Genomic DNA, 22,357 nt, shown 5'->3' with positions numbered 1-22,357 from the left:
GTCGAATCAGCAGTGCGGCTCCGTCCGCCGCATGAACGACCCGGCAGCGCGGCGTTCGCCCCGCTGTCCCGCCGGTTGCACCGTCGCCCCGTCGGCAAGCGTCCGCTCGATCGGGCGCGAGAGGAGTTGTCATGGCAGGGAACACGGACTTGTCGAGGCGCGCGTTCCTCGGGGCGAGCGCGCTGGGCGTGCTCGGTCTCGCCGGGTGCGGGGGCGGCCCCGCCGTGCCGCAGGTCGACGTCCAGGTTCCCCGGGCGCTGCTCGACCAGGCGGCGGCGCTGCGCGGCGGGTCGGTGGGGATGCTCTCGCAGAAGCTCTACTCGGAGGCCGCCAACCAGGCGCTGGACCGGTCGTTGCAGGCGTTCGCGCAGGCCACCGGCACCACGATCGGCAACGACCTGGTCTCCGGCGACGCCGGCGACATGGTCGCGAAGATGGACACCGAGGTGAAGGCCGGCACCAGCCGTGACCTGGCCTTCCTGAGCGACCGGCGGTTCGTCGGCCAGCTGCACAACCTCGGCGCCCTCACCGACGTCACCGACGTGGTCGAGGAGATGCGCGAGCTCTACGGCGAGCCGGCGACGGAGGCGGCCAACTTCTGCGTGTTCGACGGGCGCTGGTTCGCGATCCCCTACCACTTCATCGCGACCGCGATGTACCTGCGCAAGGACTGGTACGAGGAGAAGGGCCTCCCGCTCAAGCCCCACTACACGTGGGAGGAGTTGCGCGACAACGCGTTGGAGGTCTCCGACCCGGCGAAGCGGCGCTTCGGCTGGGGCCTCACGGTGAACCGCTCCGGCGACGCCAACGGCTTCATCACGAACGTCGTCAACTGCTACGGCGGTGCGATCGCGGACAACACCGGCACGAAGGTGGTGTTCGACTCGCCGGAGACCGTCGCCGCGGTCGCGTTCATCGGCGACATCTACACGAACCCGAAGTACGCGCCGATGCTGCCACCCGGGGTCGGGAGCTGGACCGATTCGAGCAACAACGAGAACTGGCTGGCCCAGGTCCTGGGGCTCACGCTCAACCAGTTCAGCGTCTACGCCGACTCGAAGACCAAGAACAACCCGGTCTACGCCACCACGCACCCGTTCAACGGCGCCACCGGACCGGCGATCGACCGGCCGCTCGCGTACGGCGAGTCCAACTCGTTCGTCGTGTTCAAGGGGGCGAAGAACCCCGACCTGGCCAAGCTGGTGGCGAAGTTCATGGCCGGCGGGAGCGCGCTGCTCGGTGTCGCGAAGGGGGCGCCGTGCCTGGTCAACCCGGCTTGGGACGAGGTGTGGGACTCCGACCCGTACTACACCGGCGGTGACCCGGCCTTCCCGGCGCTGCGGGAGCAGACCCGCACGCCGCTCCCGCTGACCACCAGGACCGGCTACGCCTTCCCCCAGGCCCCGAGCCCCGGCGAGCAGGCCGCCACCGCCGCCTACCTGCTGACCGACATGATGCAGTCGGTCGTCCAGGGCGCCCGGCCGGCCGACGCCGTCGCCGCGACCCACGCCCGGATCGTCCAGGTCTTCGAGCAGCAGGGCTACCCGCAGTGACCGTCCTGCGTCCGCGGCGGGCGCAGGACCGTCCGGTGCGGAGAGCGTCGTCCTCGCTCACCCCGTCGCAGCGGTTGCTCGGGCGCGACTGGCGCCTCGCCGCCGTGTTCATCGGGCCGACGCTGGTGCTGGTCGCGGCCCTGATCCTGGTCCCGATCGTCAGCTCGGTCCTCACCAGCGCCACGGAGCGCCACGGCGCGGAGACGGTCTTCGTCGGGCTCGACAACTACACCGCCCTCATCCACGACTCCGTGTTCCACAAGGGCGTGCTCAACTCGTTCGTCTTCACCGCGTACGCCGAGATCTTCAAGGTCGTCCTCGGTCTCATCGCGGCGTTGATGCTGCACCACATGCGCCGCGGCCGGACGATCATCGCCGGGGTGATCCTGCTGCCGTGGGTGGTGCCGACGGTCGTCACGGCCTTCACCTGGAGGTCTTTGTTCGACCCGATCTTCGGCAGCGTCAACGTGCTGCTCACCGACTCCGGGATCGGCCCCGTCCTCGCCGCGGTCGGGCTCGTCGACTCCTGGCCCGCGCAGTGGCTGTCCGATCCCTCGCTCGCGATGCCCGCCGTCATCCTGGTCAACGTCTGGAAGGGCGTCCCGTTCTTCACGGTGACGTTCCTCGCCGGGCTCAAGGCCATCGACCGGGGTCTCCACGAGGCGGCGATGGTGGACGGCGCCTCGCCGTGGCAGCGCTTCGCGCACATCACGCTGCCTGGACTGCGCAACATCATGATCGTGACGGTGCTGCTGTCGTCGATCTGGACGTTCAACAACTTCGACCTGATCTGGCTGATGACCCAGGGCGGACCGGGGGACGCCACCGCCCCGTACGTGATGGTGGCCTACTCCAAGGCCATCCAGCAGTTGCAGCTGGGCGCGGGCGCCGCGGTCACGCTGGTGATGCTGCCGATCATCGGCATCCTCGTGGTGATCCTCGTGCGGATGATGCGGCGCGGTGACCTGCCGGGCGCGGGCGACAGGGGGCGCAGGCGGCTGACTCCCGCTCAGCGCCGGGCGCTGCCGTGGGTGGTCGTCGTGGGCTCGGTGCTCGTGCTGGTCTGGGCGTCACCGCGGATCGTGTGGAAGGCCGCGCTCGTGCTGGGCGTGTTCGTGGTGCTCGCGGCTGCTGTCGGACGGGTCGTCTCCGCGCTCGCCGCGCGGGGCAACCACCTGGCCGCGCGCCTGGTGAGCGGCACGGGCTCGGGGATCGCGCTCGTGGGCCTGCTGGGCTTCGTGCTCGTCCCGCTCTACTGGATGACGGTCACCGCGTTCAAGTCCGACTCCCAGATCGTCGCGCGCACCGACGACCTGTGGCCGACCCCGTGGAGCACCGAGCAGTTCGCCAACCTGTTCACGGGCGGGGCGTTCGGCACCTGGTACGTCAACACGGTCCTCGTGTCGGTGGCGTCCACGGTGATCGCCCTGGTCTGCGCGGCGTTGGCCGGCTACGCGCTGGCACGGCTGAGGTTCCGGGGCTCGGAGAGCTTCACGGTCACGATCCTGCTCACCTACGTGATGCCGGGCGCGCTGCTGTTCATCCCGCTGTACCGGATGATGAGCGGGATCGGGCTCAACGACTCGTTGTGGTCGCTCGTGCTCACCTACCCGACGTTCACGCTGCCGTTCGCGACGTGGTTGCTCGTCGGCTACTTCAAGTCGATCCCGGCCGACCTCGAAGAAGCCGCGCTGGTCGACGGCTGCACGCGGTTCGGGGCGTTCCTCCGGATCACGTTGCCGCTGGCCAAACCGGGCCTGCTCGCGGTCGCGCTGTTCACGCTCACCAACGCGTGGAACGAGTTCCTGTTCGCCTTCGTGTTCATCACCAAGGACGACCACAAGACCCTGCCCGTCGGCATGCAGTCGATGATCTTCGGCGACGTCGTGCCGCAGGGGCAGCTGGCCGCGGCCTCGCTGCTGATCAGCATCCCGGTCGCGATCATGTACGGCTTCGGGCAGCGGTTCCTGACCGAAGGCCTCACCGCGGGGGCCGTGAAGGGCTGAGTTCCCAGGGCTCGCCCGAGTGCGAGCCGGCTGACCTCGCTGCGCCTCCTCGTCCAGGGTGTCACGTCATTCCGACACGTACGGGTGATTGCTCGCGGGTTCGCCGAAGAGGTGTGGACGGGCCCTCGACCCGGCGCTTACAGTCGAGCTGCCCGAATCGGCAAGCCCGGACCAACGGCCCCGCCGGGCGGATATCGCGGTGATCCGCACTCGACGGATCATCGACTACTCGCGCCCGAGCGGGTATCCGTGCCAGTACCGGCAATTCACCCTGCCTTCCGCACTGGAAAGAGGGAATTCGTGACCACTCAAGATTCTTCCACGCGCGAGACTCTATCCGTCGATGCCGCACCCGACGGCGACGGCGCGACCGGGAGCTGGGGCACACCGGGGACTCACGACTACCGCGTCCCCGACGGGATCTCCACCCTGACGATGCAGGTGGCCGGCGGGCAGGGCGGGTACGGCACCGGGCCCACCGGCGGCCCGGGGCGCGGGAGACCGATCCAGGCCACGGTGGAGGTCACCCCCGGGGACCACCTCACGATCCACGTCGCGGATCACGGACACGGCTACCACAAGGGCACCGGGTGGGCGAACGGCGGTCCAGGCGGTTCTGACGGAGGCGGCAACGTCGACTCCACTCGCGGGGCCGGCGGAGGCGGAGCCAGTGCCGTCATCAGCGAAGCCCACGGCGTCCTCATCGTCGGCGGCGGTGGCGGGGGCGGTGGCGGTGGCGGTGGTGGTGGCGCCGTGGACATCGACGGCGGCAACGGCGGGGCCGGCGGCCTGCGACCCGGCGACGGCACCCACGGTGACGCCACCTACGGAGGCGCCGGCGGCTCGGGCGGCAACGCCGGAGGAACGGACGGCGACGGTGGCAGCGACGCGGGGCAGACCGCCGGTGGTGGCGGCGGGGGCGGTGGTGGTTATCGCGGCCCGATAGTCGGCGCCGGTGGCGGCAAGGGCGGTCAGGCCGGCGGTGGGGGCGGCGGAGGAGGGGGCGGTGGGGGTGGCGCGAGCTACGTGGTCGACGGGGCGACGAACATCGAGGAGCTCGAACCGAAGGGCGGCAAGGGCGTCACGGGGTTCGTGAAGTTCCGGTAGCCCGAGGCGGCAGCGCGGACGATCACGGTTCCCGAACCTGCCCGATCACCCGGGGTGCCGCCCTGCCGCTCGCTCGCGAGGCGCCGGACCGGCTTGGTCGTCGTGCCCGCCCGCTACAGTCGACGTGGTCCTGCACGCCCACCTGCAACGGAGCGCACCGTGGTAAGCCCGTTCGACGTCGAAGAGATCTTCCCCGACGTCGGCGCCGAGTCCGTGCGGCTGCCGCGCCGGCAGAGCGGCAGCTCGCCCCAGGGCCTGGCGGTGACCCTGATCGCCGACTACACCCTGCGCTGCCGCGCCTGGTTGCCGACCGCGGCGATCGTGGCCCTGCTGGGCCAGTCCGGTGTCACCACCGGCGCGGCTCGCACCGCCATCAGCAGGCTGGCCCGCCGAGGCGTGCTGGAGGGCAGCAGGCGGGGCAGGCACAGTTCCTACCGCCTGACCGGGCCCGCCGCGGGCGACCTGTCCTCCGGCGGCATCTCCATCGCGGGGTTCGCCGCCGGGCCCGACTCCTGGGACGGGTCGTGGACGGCCTTCGTCTTCACCATGCCGAAGGAGGAGAAGACCCGGCGGAGCTCCCTGCGGGCACAGCTGAGGTGGCGGGGGTACGCGCCGCTCTACGACGGGGTCTGGGTGTCACCGCACCCGATGAAGGAGCAGGACCACGCCGAGCTCGTCGCGTCGACGCCCGGCGCCACGACCGCGTTCCGCGCGCGGCACCTGCGGTTCGCCTCGGGCACGACCCGCGACCCGATCGAAGCCTGGGACCTCGCGGCCATCGCCGAGGAGTACGACAGGTTCATCCGGCGCTGGACCCCTCTGCTGCCCCGCATCCGGGCCGACGACGTCACGGGTGCGGACGCCGTGCTCGCCCGCACCGAGGTGATGGACACCTACCGCCGCTTCCCCTCCCTCGACCCCCTGCTCCCCCTCGAACTCCTGCCGCCGGACTGGCCGCGCACCCGTGCGCGGCAGGCGTTCGTCGCGGTGTACGACGGGTTGGCGGAACCGGCCCAGGACTACGTGCGAGCCGTCGCCGCGCAGGTGGACGACGAACCGCGCCCCGACATCCGCGCCCACAGCGTGGCCGAGATGGCCGTCGGCGTCACCAGCGCCGACGCCCACCCGGAAACGGCCGGCACGCGTTCCGAACCCGACCCGGTCGGGGATCTCGACAGCCTCGCGGCCCGTCGCCGGCGACCCGCCCGGACCTGACGGCGAGAACGTCCCGCGACCGCTCAGCCCGCGCGGATGTCGTCCAGGACGAGGGAGCCGGTCGTCGTGGTCGCGCCGTCGGCCTGGTTGACGAAGATGGTGAACTGCGAGAGGTTCCGCAGGTCCTCGGCGGTGATGCGGCGGTGGGCGTTGGCGGTGTCCCAGGGCGCGGGGCGCCAGTCGGCGAACGGGATGGTGACGACCCCCGCCGCGGTGCCGGCGAGCGAGGGGTACGCCTCGTAGGCGACACCGCCGGCGTTGAGCTGGAGCACGAGCTTGTGTCCGGAGCCGTCGGGCCTCAGCCACAGCGACAACCCGTCGTAGGCCGACCAGTCGCCCGCCAACCGCTTGCCGATGCCGGTGTAGGTCTGGAAGGCGAAGTCGTAGTCGAGCTCAAGGGCCTTGCCGCCGTTGTCGGCCGCCAACGAGATGGTGTTGGCACCGTAGGCGCTGTAGTCCGCGCGCAGCGCGGTGTCGTCGGGGTGGCCCTCGAAGTCGTCCACCACGCCCGGCGGCAGCGGCGGCTTCGCGCCCAGGATGACGGTGTTGGCCAGTTCCAGTGGTCGTGCGCGACCGACGACCAGTGCGTGGACGTCCAACCGGGTGACCGTGTTGTCCAGGTTGTCCTGGCCGATCCGCCAGGTGCCGGTGTGGTAGCCCGTGGCGCGGTCGTAGGCGAGCAGGTGCCGGGTCTTCGACGTGCCGACCGTGTAGTACACCAGCAGAGCCTTGGCGTTGTTCACCTTCACCCGGATCGTCGTGGTCGGCGTGACCACGCGCTCGCGATCGGTCGGGGACACGATGTGCGCGGACGGCGCTTGGCGGACGGCCTTGGTGCGGCGGTCGAAGACGTGGTCGAGGTCGGCGGCGAACACCGAGTACGGGTCGTCGTGGAACGCGCGGAAGTCCGGTAGCAACTCGTGCTCCGGCAGGTCGCCCGTGGCGGGGTGGGGCACGAAGTACTGCTCGGGGCCGAAGTTGGTCCACGTCATCGCGTAGGCGGTCCGGCGGGCGTCCGGGTCGGCCTCGATGGCGTCGAGGACCTGCGTGTACCAGTGCAGGTTGCCGTTCTGCCCGTTCGGCTTCAGCGCGCCGCTGATGCCGTACTCGGTGGCGGCGGAGACCTTGCCCTTCCCGTCGGCGATCCGCGCGATCATGGCCAGGTCGGCGACCAGGCCGTCCAGCCACTGCGCCGAACCGTCGCTGCCGTCGTAGTTGTCGTAGCCGAACACGTCCACGTAGTCGTCACCCGGGTAGGTCCGCAGGTAGACGTCGCCGACACCACCGTAGGAGCCGCCCGGTGAGTAGGCGTAGAGGAAGTTGTGGACGTCCTTGGTGTCGCGCAGGTACTCCACGGTGTAGCGCCACAGCTCGATGTACTGCGACGCGGAGGCGTGCGCCGCGCCCCACCAGAACCAGGAGCCGCTGTTCTCGTGGAAGGGCCGGAAGATGACCGGGATGGGGCGACCGCGGTCGTCGGTGATCGCGTGCGCCAGGCGGGCCACCCGGTCGAGGTAGGTGCGGAACTCGGCGTTGTGGTCGCCGCCGGGCAGGATGCGGGCGACCACGTCGCCGGCGGTGTCGCCGTAGTTCCCGCCGGTGACGAAGTTGTTCATGTGGGCGCTGATGGTGTTGACGCCGCCGACGCGGTGCGCGGCCTGGACCAGCTGGACGTACTTGGCGAACTTCTCCTCCGGCGTGCCGGGTGAGGAGCCGTGGCCCTGGTCGCTCATGTCCCAGCCGAACACGGCGGGGTGGTCGCCGACCCCGGCCTCCACGTCGGAGCTGACGCCGTCGGCGGTGGGGAAGGTGAGACCGAACTCGGTGGTCTGCTGGTGCCCGAACAGCACACCCCGACCGCGCTGGGCGCGCAGGTAGGCGAACAACGACCGGGTTTCCGGGGTCGCTCCCTCATCGGCCACCCGCACGTCGACGGGCCGGTCACGGTGCGCGGAGGCGGTCGTGGGGATGGCCACGGCCAGGGCTGCGGTGACGACCAAGGTGATGAGGCGTCTCATCGGCGGGCCCACTTCTGGTTGGGTTGGTTGTTGCAGTTCCAGGAGTTGACCCGGGTGCCGTTGGTGGTGGCCTGGTTGTCGGCGTCGAGGCAGAGCCCGGTCTGGGTGTGGCGGAGGGAGCCGTCGGTGTTGTGGGCCCACTTCTGGTTCGCCCCGTTGTTGCAGTCCCAGATCTGGGCCTGGGTGCCGGGGGCGGAGTTCGACGGCAGGTCGAGGCACTTCCCGCCGTAGACGCGGAGCTCGGCCGCGCTGGTGAGGGTCCACTTCTGGTTGGTCTGGTCGTTGCAGTCCCAGAGCTGGATCTTCGCGCCGTTGGTCTGGCTCGCGCCGGTGACGTCGAGGCAGCGGCCGGACTGCTGGCCCACGTAGGCGTTACCGGTCGGTCCGCTGCCCGGGGTGAGCGCGGCGGCCAGCGCCGGGTACCACCGTGCCTCGATCTTGCGGATGCCGCTGTCGTCGGGGTGCACGCCGTCGGAGGTGTCGGAGGAGGTGGAGAACCCGCTCCACTGGTCCACGACCCTGATCGGGGACTGCGACGTGGAGTTCGCCGCGGCCCAACCCGGGATGGCGTTGTTCAGGGTGACCACGCGCTGGTAGCAGGCCGAGCAGTTGGACGGGTTCATCGGCAGGATCTGCGCCACGACGACCTTCATCGACGGGTTGCTCGCCCGCATCTGCCCCAGCAGCTTGGTGTAGGCGTTCAGGATCGTGCTCGCCGGGATGTTGCTCCAGACGTCGTTGGTGCCCAGGTGCATCAGCACGACGTCCGGCCGCGTGGCCGACAGCCAGCCGGGGAGCTGGTTCTGATCCGCGATCCGGGTGGCGAGGAACCCGCCGTGGCCCTCGTTCTCGCCGTCGTAGGCGAACCCGCAGCCAGGCGCGGGCAGGGTGCCGACGAAGTCGACGTCGGTGTAGCCGGTGTCGCGCAGGTGCTGCCACAGCAGGGCTCTCCAGCAGCCGGGCGAGCCGGTGATGGAGTCGCCCAGCGCCATGATCCTCGTGGGTGTGGCGGCCGAAGCGTGCGGCACGGTCAGGAACAACGCGGCCAGCACCGCGACGAGCACACTGCTCAACGTCGAGCGCGTCTTCATGTGACACCTTCCGAGCGAGACGGTGGTCCTGTTCCGCGTGCGGCCGGCACCCCGGCCGTCGGCGAGCGCCGGGACCGCAGCGGGCCCCGGCGCCTCCGCAGGAGGGTTACTTGAGGTTGGGCAGCTCGTCACGGGTGACGACGTAGCTGTGGTTGTAGACCTTCTGGAGGTGGGCGATGGAGTTGCTGACCGTCAGATGGTTGCCGTGCCAGGTGCCGAACAGCACCCAGCGCGTGCCGGTGGACTGCAACCGGTCGGGGTCGGGGATGGGCCCGTTCTCGTGCAGCGCGATCGGCACGGAGGAGCCGACGATGTTGCGCACGGAGTTGTACATCGCGTTCTGCGGGTCGTAGTTGCCGTCGCCGGCGTAGGTGTCCGCCCCGCCGACGTCGACGACCGACTTGCCGGGGTAGAACGAGGACTGCGGCTGGCCGTTGTAGCCGTGCAGCCAGACGAGGTTGTCCAGGCCCTTGGTGCGGGTGAAGTAGTCGTACATGAAGTTCCACAGCCGGTTGTACTGGCCGCCGCCCTCCTTGCTCCACCAGAACCAGGTGCCGCCGGCCTCGTGGAACGGTCGCCAGATCACCGCCGCACCGGCGTTCTCGAGCTGCTGGAGCATGGCCGCGGCCTGGTCGAGCCGGTCGAGGAACGAGCGGTTCTCGGCCGTGCCCGAGGTGAGGACGGCATTGATCGACACCTGCATCTGGGTGCCCTCGTAGGTGTCGGGCTTGGTCGGCGCGCCCATGTGGTAGCCGATCATCGGGATGCCGCCCGCGTTCCACCAGGCGATGGCGCGTGGTGCGAGGTCCTTGGAGTCGCCGAAGTCCAGCGCCCGGATGGCGGGGTACTTGCCGGTGTTGTTCCGGATGTGGTTGATCTCGTAGTCCGGGCCGCCGATCCAGGTCGACTCCTGCTGACCGGACAGGATGTGGTTGCCGTACTGCGAGTACAGGTAGCACAGCAGCTTGCGGGCCTGCGGCGACGCGTTCGGGTTGACCGGGTTCACCGAGCACTGGGGCGTGCCGCCACCGGTGCCGGAGCGGAACGACTGGTTGGGCTGGCCGTTGCAGTTCCAGGTGTTCACGGCGGTCCCGTTCGCGGTGGCCTGGTTGTGGACGTCCAGGCACAGGCCGGACTGGGTGGCGGTGATGCTGCCGTTCGAGTTGAGCCGGAACTTCTGGTTCGCGCCGCCGTTGCAGTCCCAGATCGCCAGGCGCGTGCCGGCGGTGGTGCTGCCGTTGGGCACGTCCAGGCACTTCGCGCCGTTGAACACGCGCAGTTCGCCCGACGAGGTGAACTCCCAGCCCTGGTTGGCGCCGCCGCCGCAGTCCCAGAGCTGCAATTGCGCGCCGTTGGCGCTGGAGTTGCCCGTGACGTCCAGGCAGCGGCCGGACGCGACGCCGACGAGGGGGGCCGGGGCAGCCTGTGCCGGGGTGGTCACCAGCGCCAGCGCCGGGGCGGTCAGCGCCAGGGCGAGCAGGGCTCTGCCGAGGCGGGGTGGAACGCGCATCTGATCTCCTTTGATCATCGCGGAAGAGGCGGAGGCAGGAGCAGCCCGAAGATTGTTAGGTTCCCGACGAAACAAAGTCAAGGGCGCGAACCGATCGAGACAGCTCCTTGACTTGGTTTCATCAAGAACTTAACAATGTTGGGTTACGACGTGCCGCGCGAGGCCTGGAACCGTATCGAGACACGATTGACACTTCTCACGACCCTGGCCAGACTGAATGACACATTCGGGTTCCGCAGAGAGCCAGTGAGGCCATGGACAACGACGTTGACGGCCGGTGTCGGGTGTGGTGGATGTGCCTACGGCGTTACCCGACCGTCCGGTGACGCCGCAAGAGGGTTGACGGTCTTCATCGCCTCGGTGGCGATGGGCCGCGCACAAGTCCGTCCGCCGCATTCGACAGGGAGTCGACCATGATCAGAAGTGAAAGCCCTTCCCACGACCCGTCCAAGACTGTCCATTCAGGACCAATAGCGGGTCGGTCGTGGAGGTACGGCATCGCGCTCGCCGCGGCAACGATCACGTTGGTGGCGTTGACGGTCACCGGTGGGGGCCGGCAGGCGACCGGGGCCGACAACCCGTACCAGCGGGGACCGGACCCGACGCCGGCCAGCGTCGCCGCGAACCGCGGCACCTTCGCCACCGCGCAGGTCGGCGTGGCGGCGGGCAACGGCTTCGGCGGCGGGGTGATCTACTACCCGACGGACACGAGCCAGGGCAGGTTCGGCGCGATCGCCGTCGTGCCCGGCTACACCGCCACGTGGGCCGCCGAGGGCGCCTGGATGGGGCACTGGCTGGCGTCGTTCGGGTTCGTCGTGATCGGGATCGACACCAACGGCCGCAACGACTGGGACAACGCCCGCGGCACCCAACTGCTGGCCGCCTTGGACTACCTGACCCAGAGCAGCTCCGTGCGGGACCGGGTCGACGCGAGCCGCACGGCGGTGATGGGTCACTCCATGGGCGGCGGCGGTGCGGCGTACGCGTCCCTCCAGCGGCCGACCCTCAAGACCGCGATCGGGCTCGCGCCGGCCAGCTTCTCCCAGAACCTGACCACCACGAAGGTCCCGACCATGCTGCTGTCCGGGCAGAACGACGGCACCGTCACCCCCGCCAGCGTCCTGAACCTGTACAACGGGATCCCGGCGGGCGTCGAGAAGGCCTACCTCGAACTCACCGGAGCCGGCCACGGCTTCCCCACCTCGAACAACACCACGATGATGCGCACCATCATCCCCTGGTTCAAGATCTTCGTCGACAGCGACACCCGCTACACCCAGTTCCTCTGCCCGCTGGCCGACTCCAACGGCATCAGGACCTACCAGAGCACGTGCCCCCTCGTGCCCTCCACGCCGCCGACGACCACCAGCACTACCAGCACCACCACGACCACCACGACCCCGGGCGACCCGGCCGGTAGTGCGTACGTGGGTCAGCAGTCCGGCCGCTGCCTGGACGTGAGCGGGGTGAGCCAGACCAACGGCGCGAAGATCCAGCTCTGGGACTGCAACAACCAGACCAACCAGAAGTGGACCCTCACCAGCGCGGCCGAACTCCGGGTCTACGGCGGCAAATGCCTCGACCTGCCCACCAACTCCACCGCGGGAACCCAAGCCCAGATCTGGGACTGCAACAACGGCGCCAACCAGAAGTGGACCCACAACACCGACGGCTCCCTCCGCCACACCCAAACAGGCCTCTGCCTCGACGCCAACAACCAGGCCACCACCAACGGCACCCAGGTCAAGTCCTGGAACTGCAACGGCCAGGCCAACCAGAAGTGGGCCCGCCGGTAACAGCGCGCGGCGCGCCGGCCGGTTGTCCGCGGTGGTCGACCAGTACCACGCGTCGACCACCGCCTCTCGTGCAGCACAGCGGTGTCGTCGGCTGCGTGCAGTAGCCGACGACACCGCAGCAGCCGGAAGTGCTTCAGGCGATGTGGTGCACGCCGACCCAGTCGGTGTAGCGCCAGCCGGCTGCTTGGTAGTAGTCCTGACCGTTCGTCTTGCGGATGACGTTGTCGTAGATCTGAAGTTCGCCGGACCGGGTCACACCCATGATGTCGGCGTAACCGTCACCGGTCACGTCGCTGACGGTGGTGTCGTCGACCTGGTTCCACCCGGACTTGACCGACCAGGTCGGGTTGATGAAGGGCAAGCCGTTGTTGCCGGGCAACAGGATGCCGTTGCCGAAGACGGTCAGCGTTCCGTCGTCCCGGATGCTGACCAGATCGCCGTAGCCGTCACCCGTGACGTCGCCGATGGCGATGTCACGGACGTCGCCGCCCCAGCCTCCGGGGTAGGTGATGTCGACATCGCGGAACGGCCACGCATCACCGCCGACCTCCTTGGTGTTCAGGAAGATCCGCAAGCTCCCATCAGTCATCGTCGCGACCAGGTCGGCCCAACCATCGTGGTTGACGTCGCCGGCGGCGATACGGGCGGCACCGGCCCAGTTCGGATATTCCCGGTACACCGTGGTGAAGGGTGCCCCACCGGTGTTGACAAGCGATCCGTTGCCGTAGATCTGGAGCTTTCCGGAAGCGTTCAACACGAGGAAGTCCCCGTACCCGTCCCCCGTGACGTCGGCGACGGTCATGGACTTCGCATCCCGACCCCAGTTCGTGTTGTCGGTCTGCCACATCCGTCCCTTGAACGGCACGCCGTGGTGCTCCGGGAGCAACAGACCGTTGCCGAACACGACGAGTCGGCCGTCGGCGTCGACCGCGGTCAGATCCGCGTATCCGTCACCGGTGACGTCGCCCTCGGTGCGGTCCACCGGTCGGGGCACTGACACGTCGATGTTGCGGTACCGCAGCGGGGTGAAGGTGTTCGCGTACGAAGCAGACCAGGTGGTCTCCTGCGCGAACTTGCCGAAGTCGGGCTCCTCGCGGACGACGGGCCTGGTGTGGGCGCTGTCGGCCCAGCGGACGAACAGGGCGATGTGCTGGACGCTGCTGTCCCGGCGCCACAGCGCGTCGCCCGGCTTGAGGTCGGTTCGGGCGATGGTGCTGGTGACCTGGGTGATGGTGGCGGTGCTGTAGTCGCCTCCGCCGGGCAACTTCGGCAGGTGCCACGCCATCGACACGTAGCCGGAGCAGTCCTGCCGGTAGCGCACACCCTGGGGGTCCGGGTAGCTCGACGTCTGGCTGTAGGGAACGTGGTGGTCGATCCAGTACTGCGCCCGTGACAGCACCTCGTCCCGGGTGATCACCCCACCCGTGCCGCTCGACGTCGACTGGGCGGCGTGCGCCGGAACACCGGACGGGGCTCCCACGACGGTCACGGCTGCTACCACCAGCGACACGATCAGCAGGGTCCACCACCGTCGCGGCTCTGCTCGCCGGTCGAACCACTCCGTTGCCGGTAACAGTTTTTCCATCACGTCAACCTTTCCCAGAATCGATCGTGCGGGAGAACGCGGCACGTACCGGAGCCCAAGGCCCTGGTGCGCAACAACCAGACCAGGATCGGGCTGGTCGGCAAGGCCTCAGGGAACCGGCGGTGCCATTGGGGGTTGCGGGAGCTGGGCGAGCCCCGTCAGCCCGCAGGGGAGCACCACCACCCCCAGGGCGGCGAGCAGGGTTCGGACCCGGTTCATGATCTCTCCTCGATGATCTGCACGACGGTGTGGTGATCACGGGACGAAGGGCGCCGGCCCTCCCACCCCGGTGCGGCGGGGTCGGCCGCCACGGGTGTCAGCGTCGGCGGGTGATCGTGTGAAAAGCCGGCAATGTTCCTTCGCTGCCCTGCTCAGTGCGCTATCCCTGGTCCGGGAACGGTGACGGGAGAGGTGGTCGCGTGCTGTGCCTACTTGGTGAGGTGGCCGTCTACGTCGACGGGCGGCCGGTCGAGCTGGGCCACGCCAAACAGCGATGCCTGCTGGCGGTGCTGGCGGTCGATGCCGGCCGGGTCGTGCCGGTGGACAGGTTGATCGAGCAGGTCTGGGGCGCCGACTCGCCACTGCGGGCGCGAGCGACGCTGCACGGCTACATCTCCCGGCTGCGCCGGGCGTTGACGCAGGTGGGGGATGTGGCCATCGAGCGCCGCCCAGGTGGTTACACCCTGACCACCGATCCGACCCGGCCGCTGGTCGACCTGCACCGCTTCCGCGAACTGTGCGCCCGTGCCCGCGAACAGACCGATGACGCGCAGGCGGCGCGGCTGCTCACCGAGGCGCTGGAGTTGTGGCGCGGGCAGGTGCTGACCGGCGTGTACGGCGAGTGGGCCGAGGCCGAACGCGACCGGTTGGAGCGTGAACGACTGTCCGCGCAGCACGAATTGACCGACGTCCGGTTACGCCTGGGCCAGGGCACCGACCTGGTGGACGAACTGGCCGCACGAACCGCCGAACACCCCCTGGACGAGCGGGTCGCCGGCCAGTACCTGTTGGCCCTGCACCAGGCCGGACGCACCGCCCACGCCTTGGCCCACTACCGAGAGCTGCGGGAACGGCTGGTCGAGGAGTTGGGCACCGATCCCGGCACCGCCCTGCGGGGCTTGCACCTGCGGATACTCGCCGGCGACGGCACCCTGTCCGCGGCCCGGGTGAAGTCGGGGTCGGACAGGTCACCGGTGGTGCCCCTGCAACTGCCGGCCGCGCCCGCGCGGTTCACCGGCCGCCTGCCCCAACTGGCCGACATGGACCGCGTCCTCTCCGACGGATCCGATGACCCGTCGCTCCGGAGCAGCGCGTCAGGCGCGAGAGCGACGATGGCGATTTCCACGATCAGAGGTGCCGGCGGTGTCGGGAAGACCTGGCTCGCGCTGACCTGGGCCCACCGCAACCTGCACCGCTTCCCCGATGGACAACTGTTCGCGGACCTGCGCGGCTTCAGCCTCGGCGACCCGAAGCCCGCCGCCGACGTGCTGGCCGACTTCCTCACCGCCTTGGGCGTCGACCGCGACCGCCAACCACAAGACCTCGACGCCCGCGCCGCGCTGTACCGGACCCACACCACCGGCAAGCACCTGTTGATCCTGCTGGACAACGCCGCCGACTCGAACCAGGTCACCCCACTGTTGCCCGGCGGGATCACCTGCACCGTCCTGGTCACCAGCCGCCACCGTCTGCCCGCCCTGCTCGCGCGCCACAACACCCACCCCGTCCACGTCGACGTGCTCACCGACACCGAGGCCCGTGCCCTGCTGGGCGCCGCACTCGGCGGCTCCCCCGTCAGGGCCGAAGTCGAACGGGCCGTCAGCGAGCTGGTCGCGCTGTGCGGCAGGCATCCGCTGGCGCTCGGACTGGTCGCCGCCCGCATCCAAGCCGAACCCGACCTCCTGGAGGACGTCGTCACCGAACTCCGCGAACACGGCTTGGACGCCTTGGACTCCGACGATCCCGACGCCAGCCTGCCCACCGTCCTATCGTGGTCCCGGCGCCGCCTCACCGGACAGCAGCGCACCGCACTCGCCCTGCTCGGCATCGCCCCCGGACCTGACACGGACTTGCCCGCGGTCACCAGGCTCATCGGGCTGTCCGGACGTGACACCCACGCCGTGCTGCGCGAGTTGGCCGACGCATCCCTGATCACCCACGCACCCGGCGGCCGCTACTCGATGCACGACCTGGTCCGCGACTACGCCACCACCACCGCCCACCACACCCTTTCCGAACCGGAACGGCACGCCGCGCTGGAGCGGATCATCGACTTCTACCTGCACACCGCCCACGCTGCCGACCGCCTTCTCAACCCCCACCGCGCGCCGGTCCGGCTCGACCCACCCGCCTCGGGCACCCAGCCCCACCCGCTGCCCGACCACTCGGCCGCGCTGTCCTGGCTGGACGTCCACCACCTGCACCTGCTGGCCGTCCAGCAGACCGCCGCCGCGCACCGCCGCCACCAGGCGGTGTGGCAGGTGGCCTGGACCCTGACCACGTTCCACCTGCGACGCGGCCACCGCCAAGACGAGTTGGCCGTGTGGCAGGCCGCGGCCGATGCCGTCGACCACCTGCCCGACCACGCCACCCGAACCCGCATCCACCGGCACATCGGCCGTGCTCACGCCGCGCTGAGGCGGCACGAGCAGGCCATCGCCCACCTGCACCAGGCACTCACCACGGCCGAAAGCCACCACGACCTCGTCCAGTCCGCCTACACCCATCAGGCCCTCGCGTGGGTCTGGGAGCGGCAGGGAGAGCACGGGCGGGCGCTGGAGCACGCTCGCCACGCCTTGGACCTCTACCGCGGACTCGACCAGCCGGTGCGGGAAGCCACCGCGCTCAACCTGGTGGGCTGGTACGCCGCACACCTGGGCGACTACGACGCCGCCCGCGATCACTGCCAGGCCGCCTTGACCCTGCACCGCGAGCACCACAACCCGCACGGCGAGGCGACCGACCTGAGCAGCCTGGGTTACATCGAGCACCACACCGGACACCACCACCAGGCCATCCGGCACTACCAGCAGGCCCTCACCCTGCGCCGCTCGCTCGGCCACACCACCGGGGCCGCCACCGCACTGGACCACCTCGGGCAGCCCTACTCCGCCCTTGGTCACCACGTCCAAGCCCGCGCAGCCTGGCAGGAAGCAGTAGACCTGTACCGCGAACAAAGCCGCGACGACGACGCTGCCCGAGTACAGCGCCGACTCGACGACACCGCCATCAGCCCGGACGGCACCTGAAGCGCTCCTGGGCCTTGATCCCGGATGTCGGACACGGGGTCGTGCGGCTCGGGCACCTCGACCCCGAACCACCCTCGTGGCACTGACAGGTGGTCGAGGTCGGCCTGGAGGACGTGCCCTGACACGCGCCACGCGCCACGTGCCCGGCGTGGTCGGTGTCAGGGCCGTGTCAGCGCCATGTCCGGTCCGACGGCGATCGTGGTCCCGACAACCGCTACGAGGGATCCACGGGAGCACACCACCATGTCCAGCACCGTTACCGACCAGGACGAGTTCACCCAGCGGACCGGGCCGGACCGCCCGGAGCTGCGGGAGGTGATCGAGGACATCGTCGACGCCGGTTGCGTCGGGGTCCTGCTGCGCGTGCACGACGAGGCCGGAGCTCCCCGAGCCGCACGCCCACGCCTACTACCGGTACGAGGACGCCGGCGAGCAGGAGACGGTCGACGTCACCCGCCAGAACCCCTCCTGGATCTCCAGCGGCGGCGACATGATCTCGACCACCCGTGACCTCCACACGTTCATCTCCGCGCTCGTGGGCGGCGAGCTCCTGCCCGCCCCGCTGCTGGCCGAGATGCTCACCCCGCACCCGACGGGCATCCCGAACATGGACTACGGCCTGGGGGTGTTCGTGGTGACCACGGCCGGGGGCGGCACCGTCATCTCCCACAACGGCGGCATCGCGGGCCACGCGGCGCTGATGTACAGCACCCTCGACGGCGGCAAGACCCTGACCGCCGCGCTGAACTACGTGGACGACGCCTCGATGTCCTTGGCCGAGGCGTTCCGGAAGGCGACGCAGAAGCTCGTCGACGAGGTGTTCGACGCCGGGCAGGCCGGATCGGGCGACGAGGCGGGCGGGTCCGCCCGGACCTGACCTCCGAAGAACGCTCCACCACGCCGTGGTCGACCGGCGCCTGACCCGTCCTGACGCGACCGCCGGCCGCCGGGACGCCGGACGCGGATCTCAGGGCGTCGCGGCGACGGCGTCCACCTCGCGCCGCGCCCGGTTCTGGCGGCGCAGGTCGACGGCCACGACGACGATCGCCGCGCACAGGAACAGGCAGGCCACCGCGGTGGCCCGGTCGAGCGCGTCGCGGTGCAGCGGAGCCGGGGCGTCGGTCAGCGTGGAGCCCGCACCGTAGATCGTCGAGTAGTACGCGGTCGACGCGGCCGCGACACCGGTGCTGTTGCTGATGCGCTGGCCGAGTTGACCGATCGCGCCCGCCGCGCTGCCCTGTGCGGGCGGGACGTCCACGAGGGTCATGGAGTGGTTGGGCGAGACCACCAGCCCGCCACCGAGCCCCTGCACGAGTTGCAGCGCCGGGATCACCGCCAGCACGGCCGCCGTCGACAGGTCCGAGTGCACCAGCGCCACGGTGCCCAGGGTGCCGGCGAGCACCAGCAGCATGCCCGTGCCGGTCAGCACCCGGCCGAGCGCGGCGACGTGCCGGCCGCCGAGCCAGGCGCCCAGCACGGACGTGGCCGACGACGGCAGCACCACCAGGCCCGCCAGGAACGGTGTGACACCGCGGGCTTCCTGGAGGTAGACGGTCAGCGCGAGCGCGACGCCCGGTCCGGCGGCGAACCAGGTGAGCGAGACGAGCACGCCGTTGCGGAACGACGGGATGCGCAGCAGGGCCGGGTCGATCACGCCGGAGCGGCCCGTCGCGACGCGTCGTCGTGACCGGGTCGCGAACAGCGCCGCGAGCACGACCGCCGGGACCAGCGCGAGCCACCGCGCGTCCACGTCGGACGGTCGACCGGTGGTGAGGATGAAGGGGGTCAGCAGCGCGACCAGGGCCAGGCTGCCCAGGGCCAGGCCGACGACGTCGATGTCCGGCCTGCGCCGCCCGCCCTGGTCACGGCCGACGGCGGGCAGCAGGGTGTGCACCGCGACGATCAGGGCGATGCCCACCGGGACGTTCATCACGAACACCCCGCGCCAGCCCAGCAGCGGTGTGGTGACCAGCAGCCCGCCCAGGCTCGGGCCGAGAGCGGTCGCCAGGCTCACGCACATGCCGTAGACGCCGAACGCCTTGCCGCGCTCCGCCGCGGGGAACAGCTGCTGGACGATGCCCATCACCTGCGGCATGAGCAGCCCGGCGGCGACACCGAGCAGCGCTCGGCCCGTGATGACGACACCCGCGGTGGGCGCGACCGCGCACAGCACGCTGGCGGCCAGGTAGAGGTAGGTGCCCGCGTAGGCGAGCGCGAGTCGCCTGCCCGCGTCGCCGACGCGGCCCGCGGGGACCAGGGTGATGGCGAAGCAGACGACGTAGGCGGCCTGGATCAGCTGGATGCCCGCCGGTCCGGGCCGCAGGGCGCGCTCGATCGCGGGCACGGCGATCGACACCTTGTGGATGTCGAGCAGGAGGAAGCCGGCGGTGGTGCCGCACAGCAGCAGCACGGCCCGGCGGTTGACGACGGTGGTGGGCATGGTGGGACCCCGTGACGGCGGCGCGACCGCTGACCGCGCCGCCGCCCGCCTGTCCTCAGGCCTCCTGGAGGATCTTGCCGGAGTCGACGAGCGCGCCGAACTCGTTGCCCGGGTCGATCAGGCCCCAGCTCGCCACCCAGTCCAGGGTCCGGTTGAAGTGGTCCTCCGGGTACGGGCCGGGGTGGATGTAGCGCAGCCGCCCGGTCTTGAAGTCCTCCGGCGCCAGCTCGGCGATCGGCGCCGCCTGCGTGATGAAGTACTTGAGGTACGGCCGGATGTCCTCGTGGATCCGGTCGACGCCGCGCGTCACGGCCCGGTTGATCCTGGTGAACGTCTCGGCGTCGAGCGAGTCGTTGGCGACCTCCGCGCCGTAGTAGTGCGCCTCGGCGAGCACCTTGTAGCCCTGCTTCTCGGCGACCGTGATCCACGGCTCCATCACCGCGACGGCGTCGATGTCGCCGTCGCGCAGCGCCTCGAACCGCTCCTTGCCCTTGATGCCGACCAGGTTGATGTCGGCGCGGGCCAGGAAGCCCTCCAGCGTCTGCAGCACCAGGTAGTGCGAGCCGTGGTGGAAGTTCACGCCGACCCGGACGCCGGCCAGGTCGCCGGGGACGTTGTAGGGCGAGTCGGGGCGGACGATGATCGCCTGGCTGGCGACCGCGGCCCGGCGCGCCACCACCTTGCCGTTGACCTGGCTGTCCTGGGAGCGGCGCAGCTGGCCCCACTCGCAGGCGTTGTACAGCTGCGACGCGCCGGCCTCGAACAGCTTGAAGCTGCTGAACGAGGACACCTTGCGCGGGTCCTCGATGAAGCGGAGCCCGGTCTCGTCGGAGGGCCGGTGGCGGATGAGCTCGACCTCCAGCCCTTCGTCGGTGAAGTAGCCCTCCTCCTCCGCCACGTAGTACGGCAGGTAGAAGACGGCGCTGGTCGCCTCAATCTTGATCTTCGGCATGAGGTATCCCCAAGTGCGAACGCTAGAAGTTCTACGACGGGTGCACGCACAGACTAGGTAGTTCAGGCACTTCACCGTAGAAGTTTCATATAGCGAGACGGCATCCACTACGGGCGATGACAGCTCTAACGTTCTGGCGCACACGCCGGCTGCGGACGGCGCACGTGCTCGAGACGAGAGTGGGTCACCAACGATGAAGCGGCACCTCCGCGACGCGACCGGGCGCGTCCGGCTCCCCCGACGCGCCACCGCGGCGCTCGCCCTGTTGACGTCAGCCGGTCTCCTGCTCTCCGGCTGCGCCGCGGCGGGCGGCGGCGTGCAGAACGTGAGCAGCACCCCCGTCAAGGGCGGCGTGCTGAAGTACCGGGCGGCGGGCGGCGGCAAGTCGATCGACCCCGCCACCACGACCGGCTACGGCCTGGCCGTGCCGTTGCGCGGCCTGGTCGACTCCCTGGTGTTCAACAACCCGGACGGCACGTTCGCGCCGTGGCTGGCCACGAAGTGGGAGGTCAACGACAACGCCACCCGCTACGCGTTCACGCTCCGCCAGGACGTCACCTTCAGCAACGGCGAGAAGCTCGACGCCACCGCGGTCCGGCTGAGCTACCAGGCGCTGCGCGACGGCGGCGCCAAGTACGCCGTCGCCAACCAGTGGATCGGCGCGCTCGCGCAGATCACCACGCCCGACCCCCACACGGTCGTGTTCGACCTCGCCAAGCCGAACTCGTCGTTCCTCCAGGCGGTGTCCACCACCGTGCTCGGCGTCGTGGCGCCCGCCACCGCCGAGCTGCCGTTCGAGAAGCGCCAGGAAGGTCTCGGCATCATCGGCTCCGGACCGTTCGTCGCCGCGGAGAGCCGCGGTGAGGAGGGCTACACGCTCGTCCGCCGGGAGGACTACGCCTGGGCGCCCGAGCCCGCGGCGAACCGGGGAGCGCCCTACCTCGACAAGATCGAGGTGCGCAACATCCAGGACAACAGCATCGCCGCGGCCGAGCTGCGCTCCGGCGGCCTCGACCTGCTGCACAACACCGAACCGGCGGACAAGACCGAGTTCTCCACCAGCTCCCTGATCACCATCCGGCGGGAGCCGCTGCCGGGGTCGGCGCTCGGGTTCGCGGCCAACACCGAGGTGCCGGGCCTGGACGACGTGCGGGTCCGCCGCGCGCTGGCGCTGGCCGTCGACCGCGACGCGGTGCTCAAGCGCGCCTCCGCGATCGACATCGCGCCCAAGGGCGCCTACACCGCGAGCAACCCGTACTTCACCGACCAGTCCGCCAAGATCAAGACCGATGTCGCGGCGGCGGAACGCCTGCTCGACGAGGCCGGTTGGCGGCGGGGCGCGGACGGCGTCCGGGCCAAGGACGGCGCCCGGCTGTCCCTCGAACTGGTCTACAGCCCGTCCACGATCTCGCACGAGCCGAACATCGCCGTGGTGCAGTCCCAGTGGAAGGCCATCGGCGTCGAGCTGAAGTTCGGCAGCCTCACCCAGGCCGAGCTCAACCAGCGCCTGCAGTCCGGCAACTACTCGTTCTCCTGGGGCTCGGGCACCCGGCCCGACGCCGACGTCCTGCGCTCCACCTACGGCGGCCTGGACGAGGAGCTGGACCGGATCTTCGGGCAGATCCTGGCCGAGCCGGACATCGCCGCGCGCAAGGCTCTCGCCGCCCGGGCCTCGGAGATCGTCCTCGACGAGGCGTACTACATCCCCCTCTACGACTTCATCCAGCCGCTCGCCCACCGCAACAGCACGCACCTGCCCCTGCTGGAAGCCACCCACATCCCGTGGCTCGGCGACGCCTGGATCGACCAGCAGTGAGTCACCGGTCGGGGCCGTCC

The 22,357-nt window shown here is 70.2% G+C and carries 13 protein-coding genes and 1 pseudogene; 8 read left to right on the top strand and 6 right to left on the bottom strand.

Annotated elements, in window-relative coordinates; genetic code table 11:
• Nucleotides 1–131 precede the first annotated feature (131 nt).
• The 4 genes from ACQPYE_RS10390 to ACQPYE_RS10375 all read left to right on the top strand — a co-directional run bounded on the left by ACQPYE_RS10390 (nucleotide 132) and on the right by ACQPYE_RS10375 (nucleotide 5,881).
• Nucleotides 132–1,553, top strand: a complete 1,422-nt coding sequence (locus tag ACQPYE_RS10390; RefSeq protein ID WP_498720837.1) for an ABC transporter substrate-binding protein — start codon at nucleotides 132–134, stop codon at nucleotides 1,551–1,553.
• Between the two features lie 35 nt (nucleotides 1,554–1,588).
• Nucleotides 1,589–3,559 (top strand): ABC transporter permease, encoded by a 1,971-nt coding sequence (locus ACQPYE_RS10385; protein ID WP_498720836.1) that lies wholly within the window; start codon nucleotides 1,589–1,591, stop codon nucleotides 3,557–3,559.
• A gap of 300 nt (nucleotides 3,560–3,859) precedes the next feature.
• Nucleotides 3,860–4,666: a PE-PGRS family protein gene (locus ACQPYE_RS10380; RefSeq protein WP_498720835.1), complete on the top strand. Its 807-nt coding sequence runs from the start codon at nucleotides 3,860–3,862 to the stop codon at nucleotides 4,664–4,666.
• A 159-nt stretch (nucleotides 4,667–4,825) separates the two neighbouring features.
• On the top strand, nucleotides 4,826–5,881 hold the full coding sequence (locus tag ACQPYE_RS10375) for a PaaX family transcriptional regulator (RefSeq protein ID WP_498720834.1): 1,056 nt from the start codon (nucleotides 4,826–4,828) through the stop codon (nucleotides 5,879–5,881).
• A 23-nt stretch (nucleotides 5,882–5,904) separates the two neighbouring features.
• Here the strand turns inward: ACQPYE_RS10375 and ACQPYE_RS10370 are convergent, their stop codons facing one another.
• The 3 genes from ACQPYE_RS10370 to ACQPYE_RS10360 all read right to left on the bottom strand — a co-directional run bounded on the left by ACQPYE_RS10370 (nucleotide 5,905) and on the right by ACQPYE_RS10360 (nucleotide 10,500).
• A complete protein-coding gene (locus tag ACQPYE_RS10370) occupies nucleotides 5,905–7,899 on the bottom strand; it encodes a glycosyl hydrolase (RefSeq protein WP_498720833.1) in 1,995 nt (664 codons plus the stop codon).
• Nucleotides 7,896–8,990 carry a ricin-type beta-trefoil lectin domain protein gene (locus ACQPYE_RS10365; protein WP_498720832.1) on the bottom strand — a complete coding sequence of 365 codons (1,095 nt, stop codon included), beginning with the start codon at nucleotides 8,988–8,990 and terminating at the stop codon, nucleotides 7,896–7,898. The genes ACQPYE_RS10370 and ACQPYE_RS10365 overlap by 4 nt, the downstream gene beginning before the upstream one ends.
• A gap of 106 nt (nucleotides 8,991–9,096) precedes the next feature.
• On the bottom strand, nucleotides 9,097–10,500 hold the full coding sequence (locus ACQPYE_RS10360; protein WP_498720831.1) for a glycosyl hydrolase: 1,404 nt from the start codon (nucleotides 10,498–10,500) through the stop codon (nucleotides 9,097–9,099).
• Nucleotides 10,501–11,027: 527 nt separating this feature from the next.
• On the opposite strand from ACQPYE_RS10360, the gene ACQPYE_RS10355 reads away from it, so the two are divergent.
• Entirely contained in the window at nucleotides 11,028–12,296 is a 1,269-nt protein-coding gene (locus ACQPYE_RS10355; protein ID WP_498720830.1) for a poly(ethylene terephthalate) hydrolase family protein, read from the top strand.
• Nucleotides 12,297–12,429: 133 nt separating this feature from the next.
• Here the strand turns inward: ACQPYE_RS10355 and ACQPYE_RS10350 are convergent, their stop codons facing one another.
• Nucleotides 12,430–13,806 carry an FG-GAP repeat domain-containing protein gene (locus ACQPYE_RS10350; protein WP_498720829.1) on the bottom strand — a complete coding sequence of 459 codons (1,377 nt, stop codon included), beginning with the start codon at nucleotides 13,804–13,806 and terminating at the stop codon, nucleotides 12,430–12,432.
• 494 nt (nucleotides 13,807–14,300) lie between these two features.
• Between ACQPYE_RS10350 and ACQPYE_RS10345 the strand changes: the two genes are divergently transcribed.
• Nucleotides 14,301–17,129: an AfsR/SARP family transcriptional regulator gene (locus tag ACQPYE_RS10345; protein WP_498720828.1), complete on the top strand. Its 2,829-nt coding sequence runs from the start codon at nucleotides 14,301–14,303 to the stop codon at nucleotides 17,127–17,129.
• Between the two features lie 442 nt (nucleotides 17,130–17,571).
• Nucleotides 17,572–18,006, top strand: a pseudogene (locus tag ACQPYE_RS10340) (serine hydrolase); the annotation flags it as partial.
• Nucleotides 18,007–18,096: 90 nt separating this feature from the next.
• Here the strand turns inward: ACQPYE_RS10340 and ACQPYE_RS10335 are convergent.
• Both ACQPYE_RS10335 and ACQPYE_RS10330 read right to left on the bottom strand, forming a co-directional pair.
• Entirely contained in the window at nucleotides 18,097–19,569 is a 1,473-nt protein-coding gene (locus ACQPYE_RS10335) for an MFS transporter (protein ID WP_498720827.1), read from the bottom strand.
• 55 nt (nucleotides 19,570–19,624) lie between these two features.
• Complete coding sequence (locus ACQPYE_RS10330; protein ID WP_498720826.1) at nucleotides 19,625–20,521, bottom strand: ABC transporter substrate-binding protein; 897 nt, start codon at nucleotides 20,519–20,521, stop codon at nucleotides 19,625–19,627.
• 193 nt (nucleotides 20,522–20,714) lie between these two features.
• On the opposite strand from ACQPYE_RS10330, the gene ACQPYE_RS10325 reads away from it, so the two are divergent.
• On the top strand, nucleotides 20,715–22,337 hold the full coding sequence (locus ACQPYE_RS10325) for an ABC transporter substrate-binding protein (protein ID WP_498720825.1): 1,623 nt from the start codon (nucleotides 20,715–20,717) through the stop codon (nucleotides 22,335–22,337).
• The last annotated feature ends 20 nt before the right edge of the window (nucleotides 22,338–22,357 follow it).

Origin of the sequence: Actinosynnema sp. CA-299493, from assembly GCF_050946825.1 — a bacterium.
GTDB lineage: Bacteria > Actinomycetota > Actinomycetes > Mycobacteriales > Pseudonocardiaceae > Actinosynnema.
Note: the sequence above shows the minus strand (reverse complement) of the source record. Positions and strands in the feature narration are given on the sequence as shown.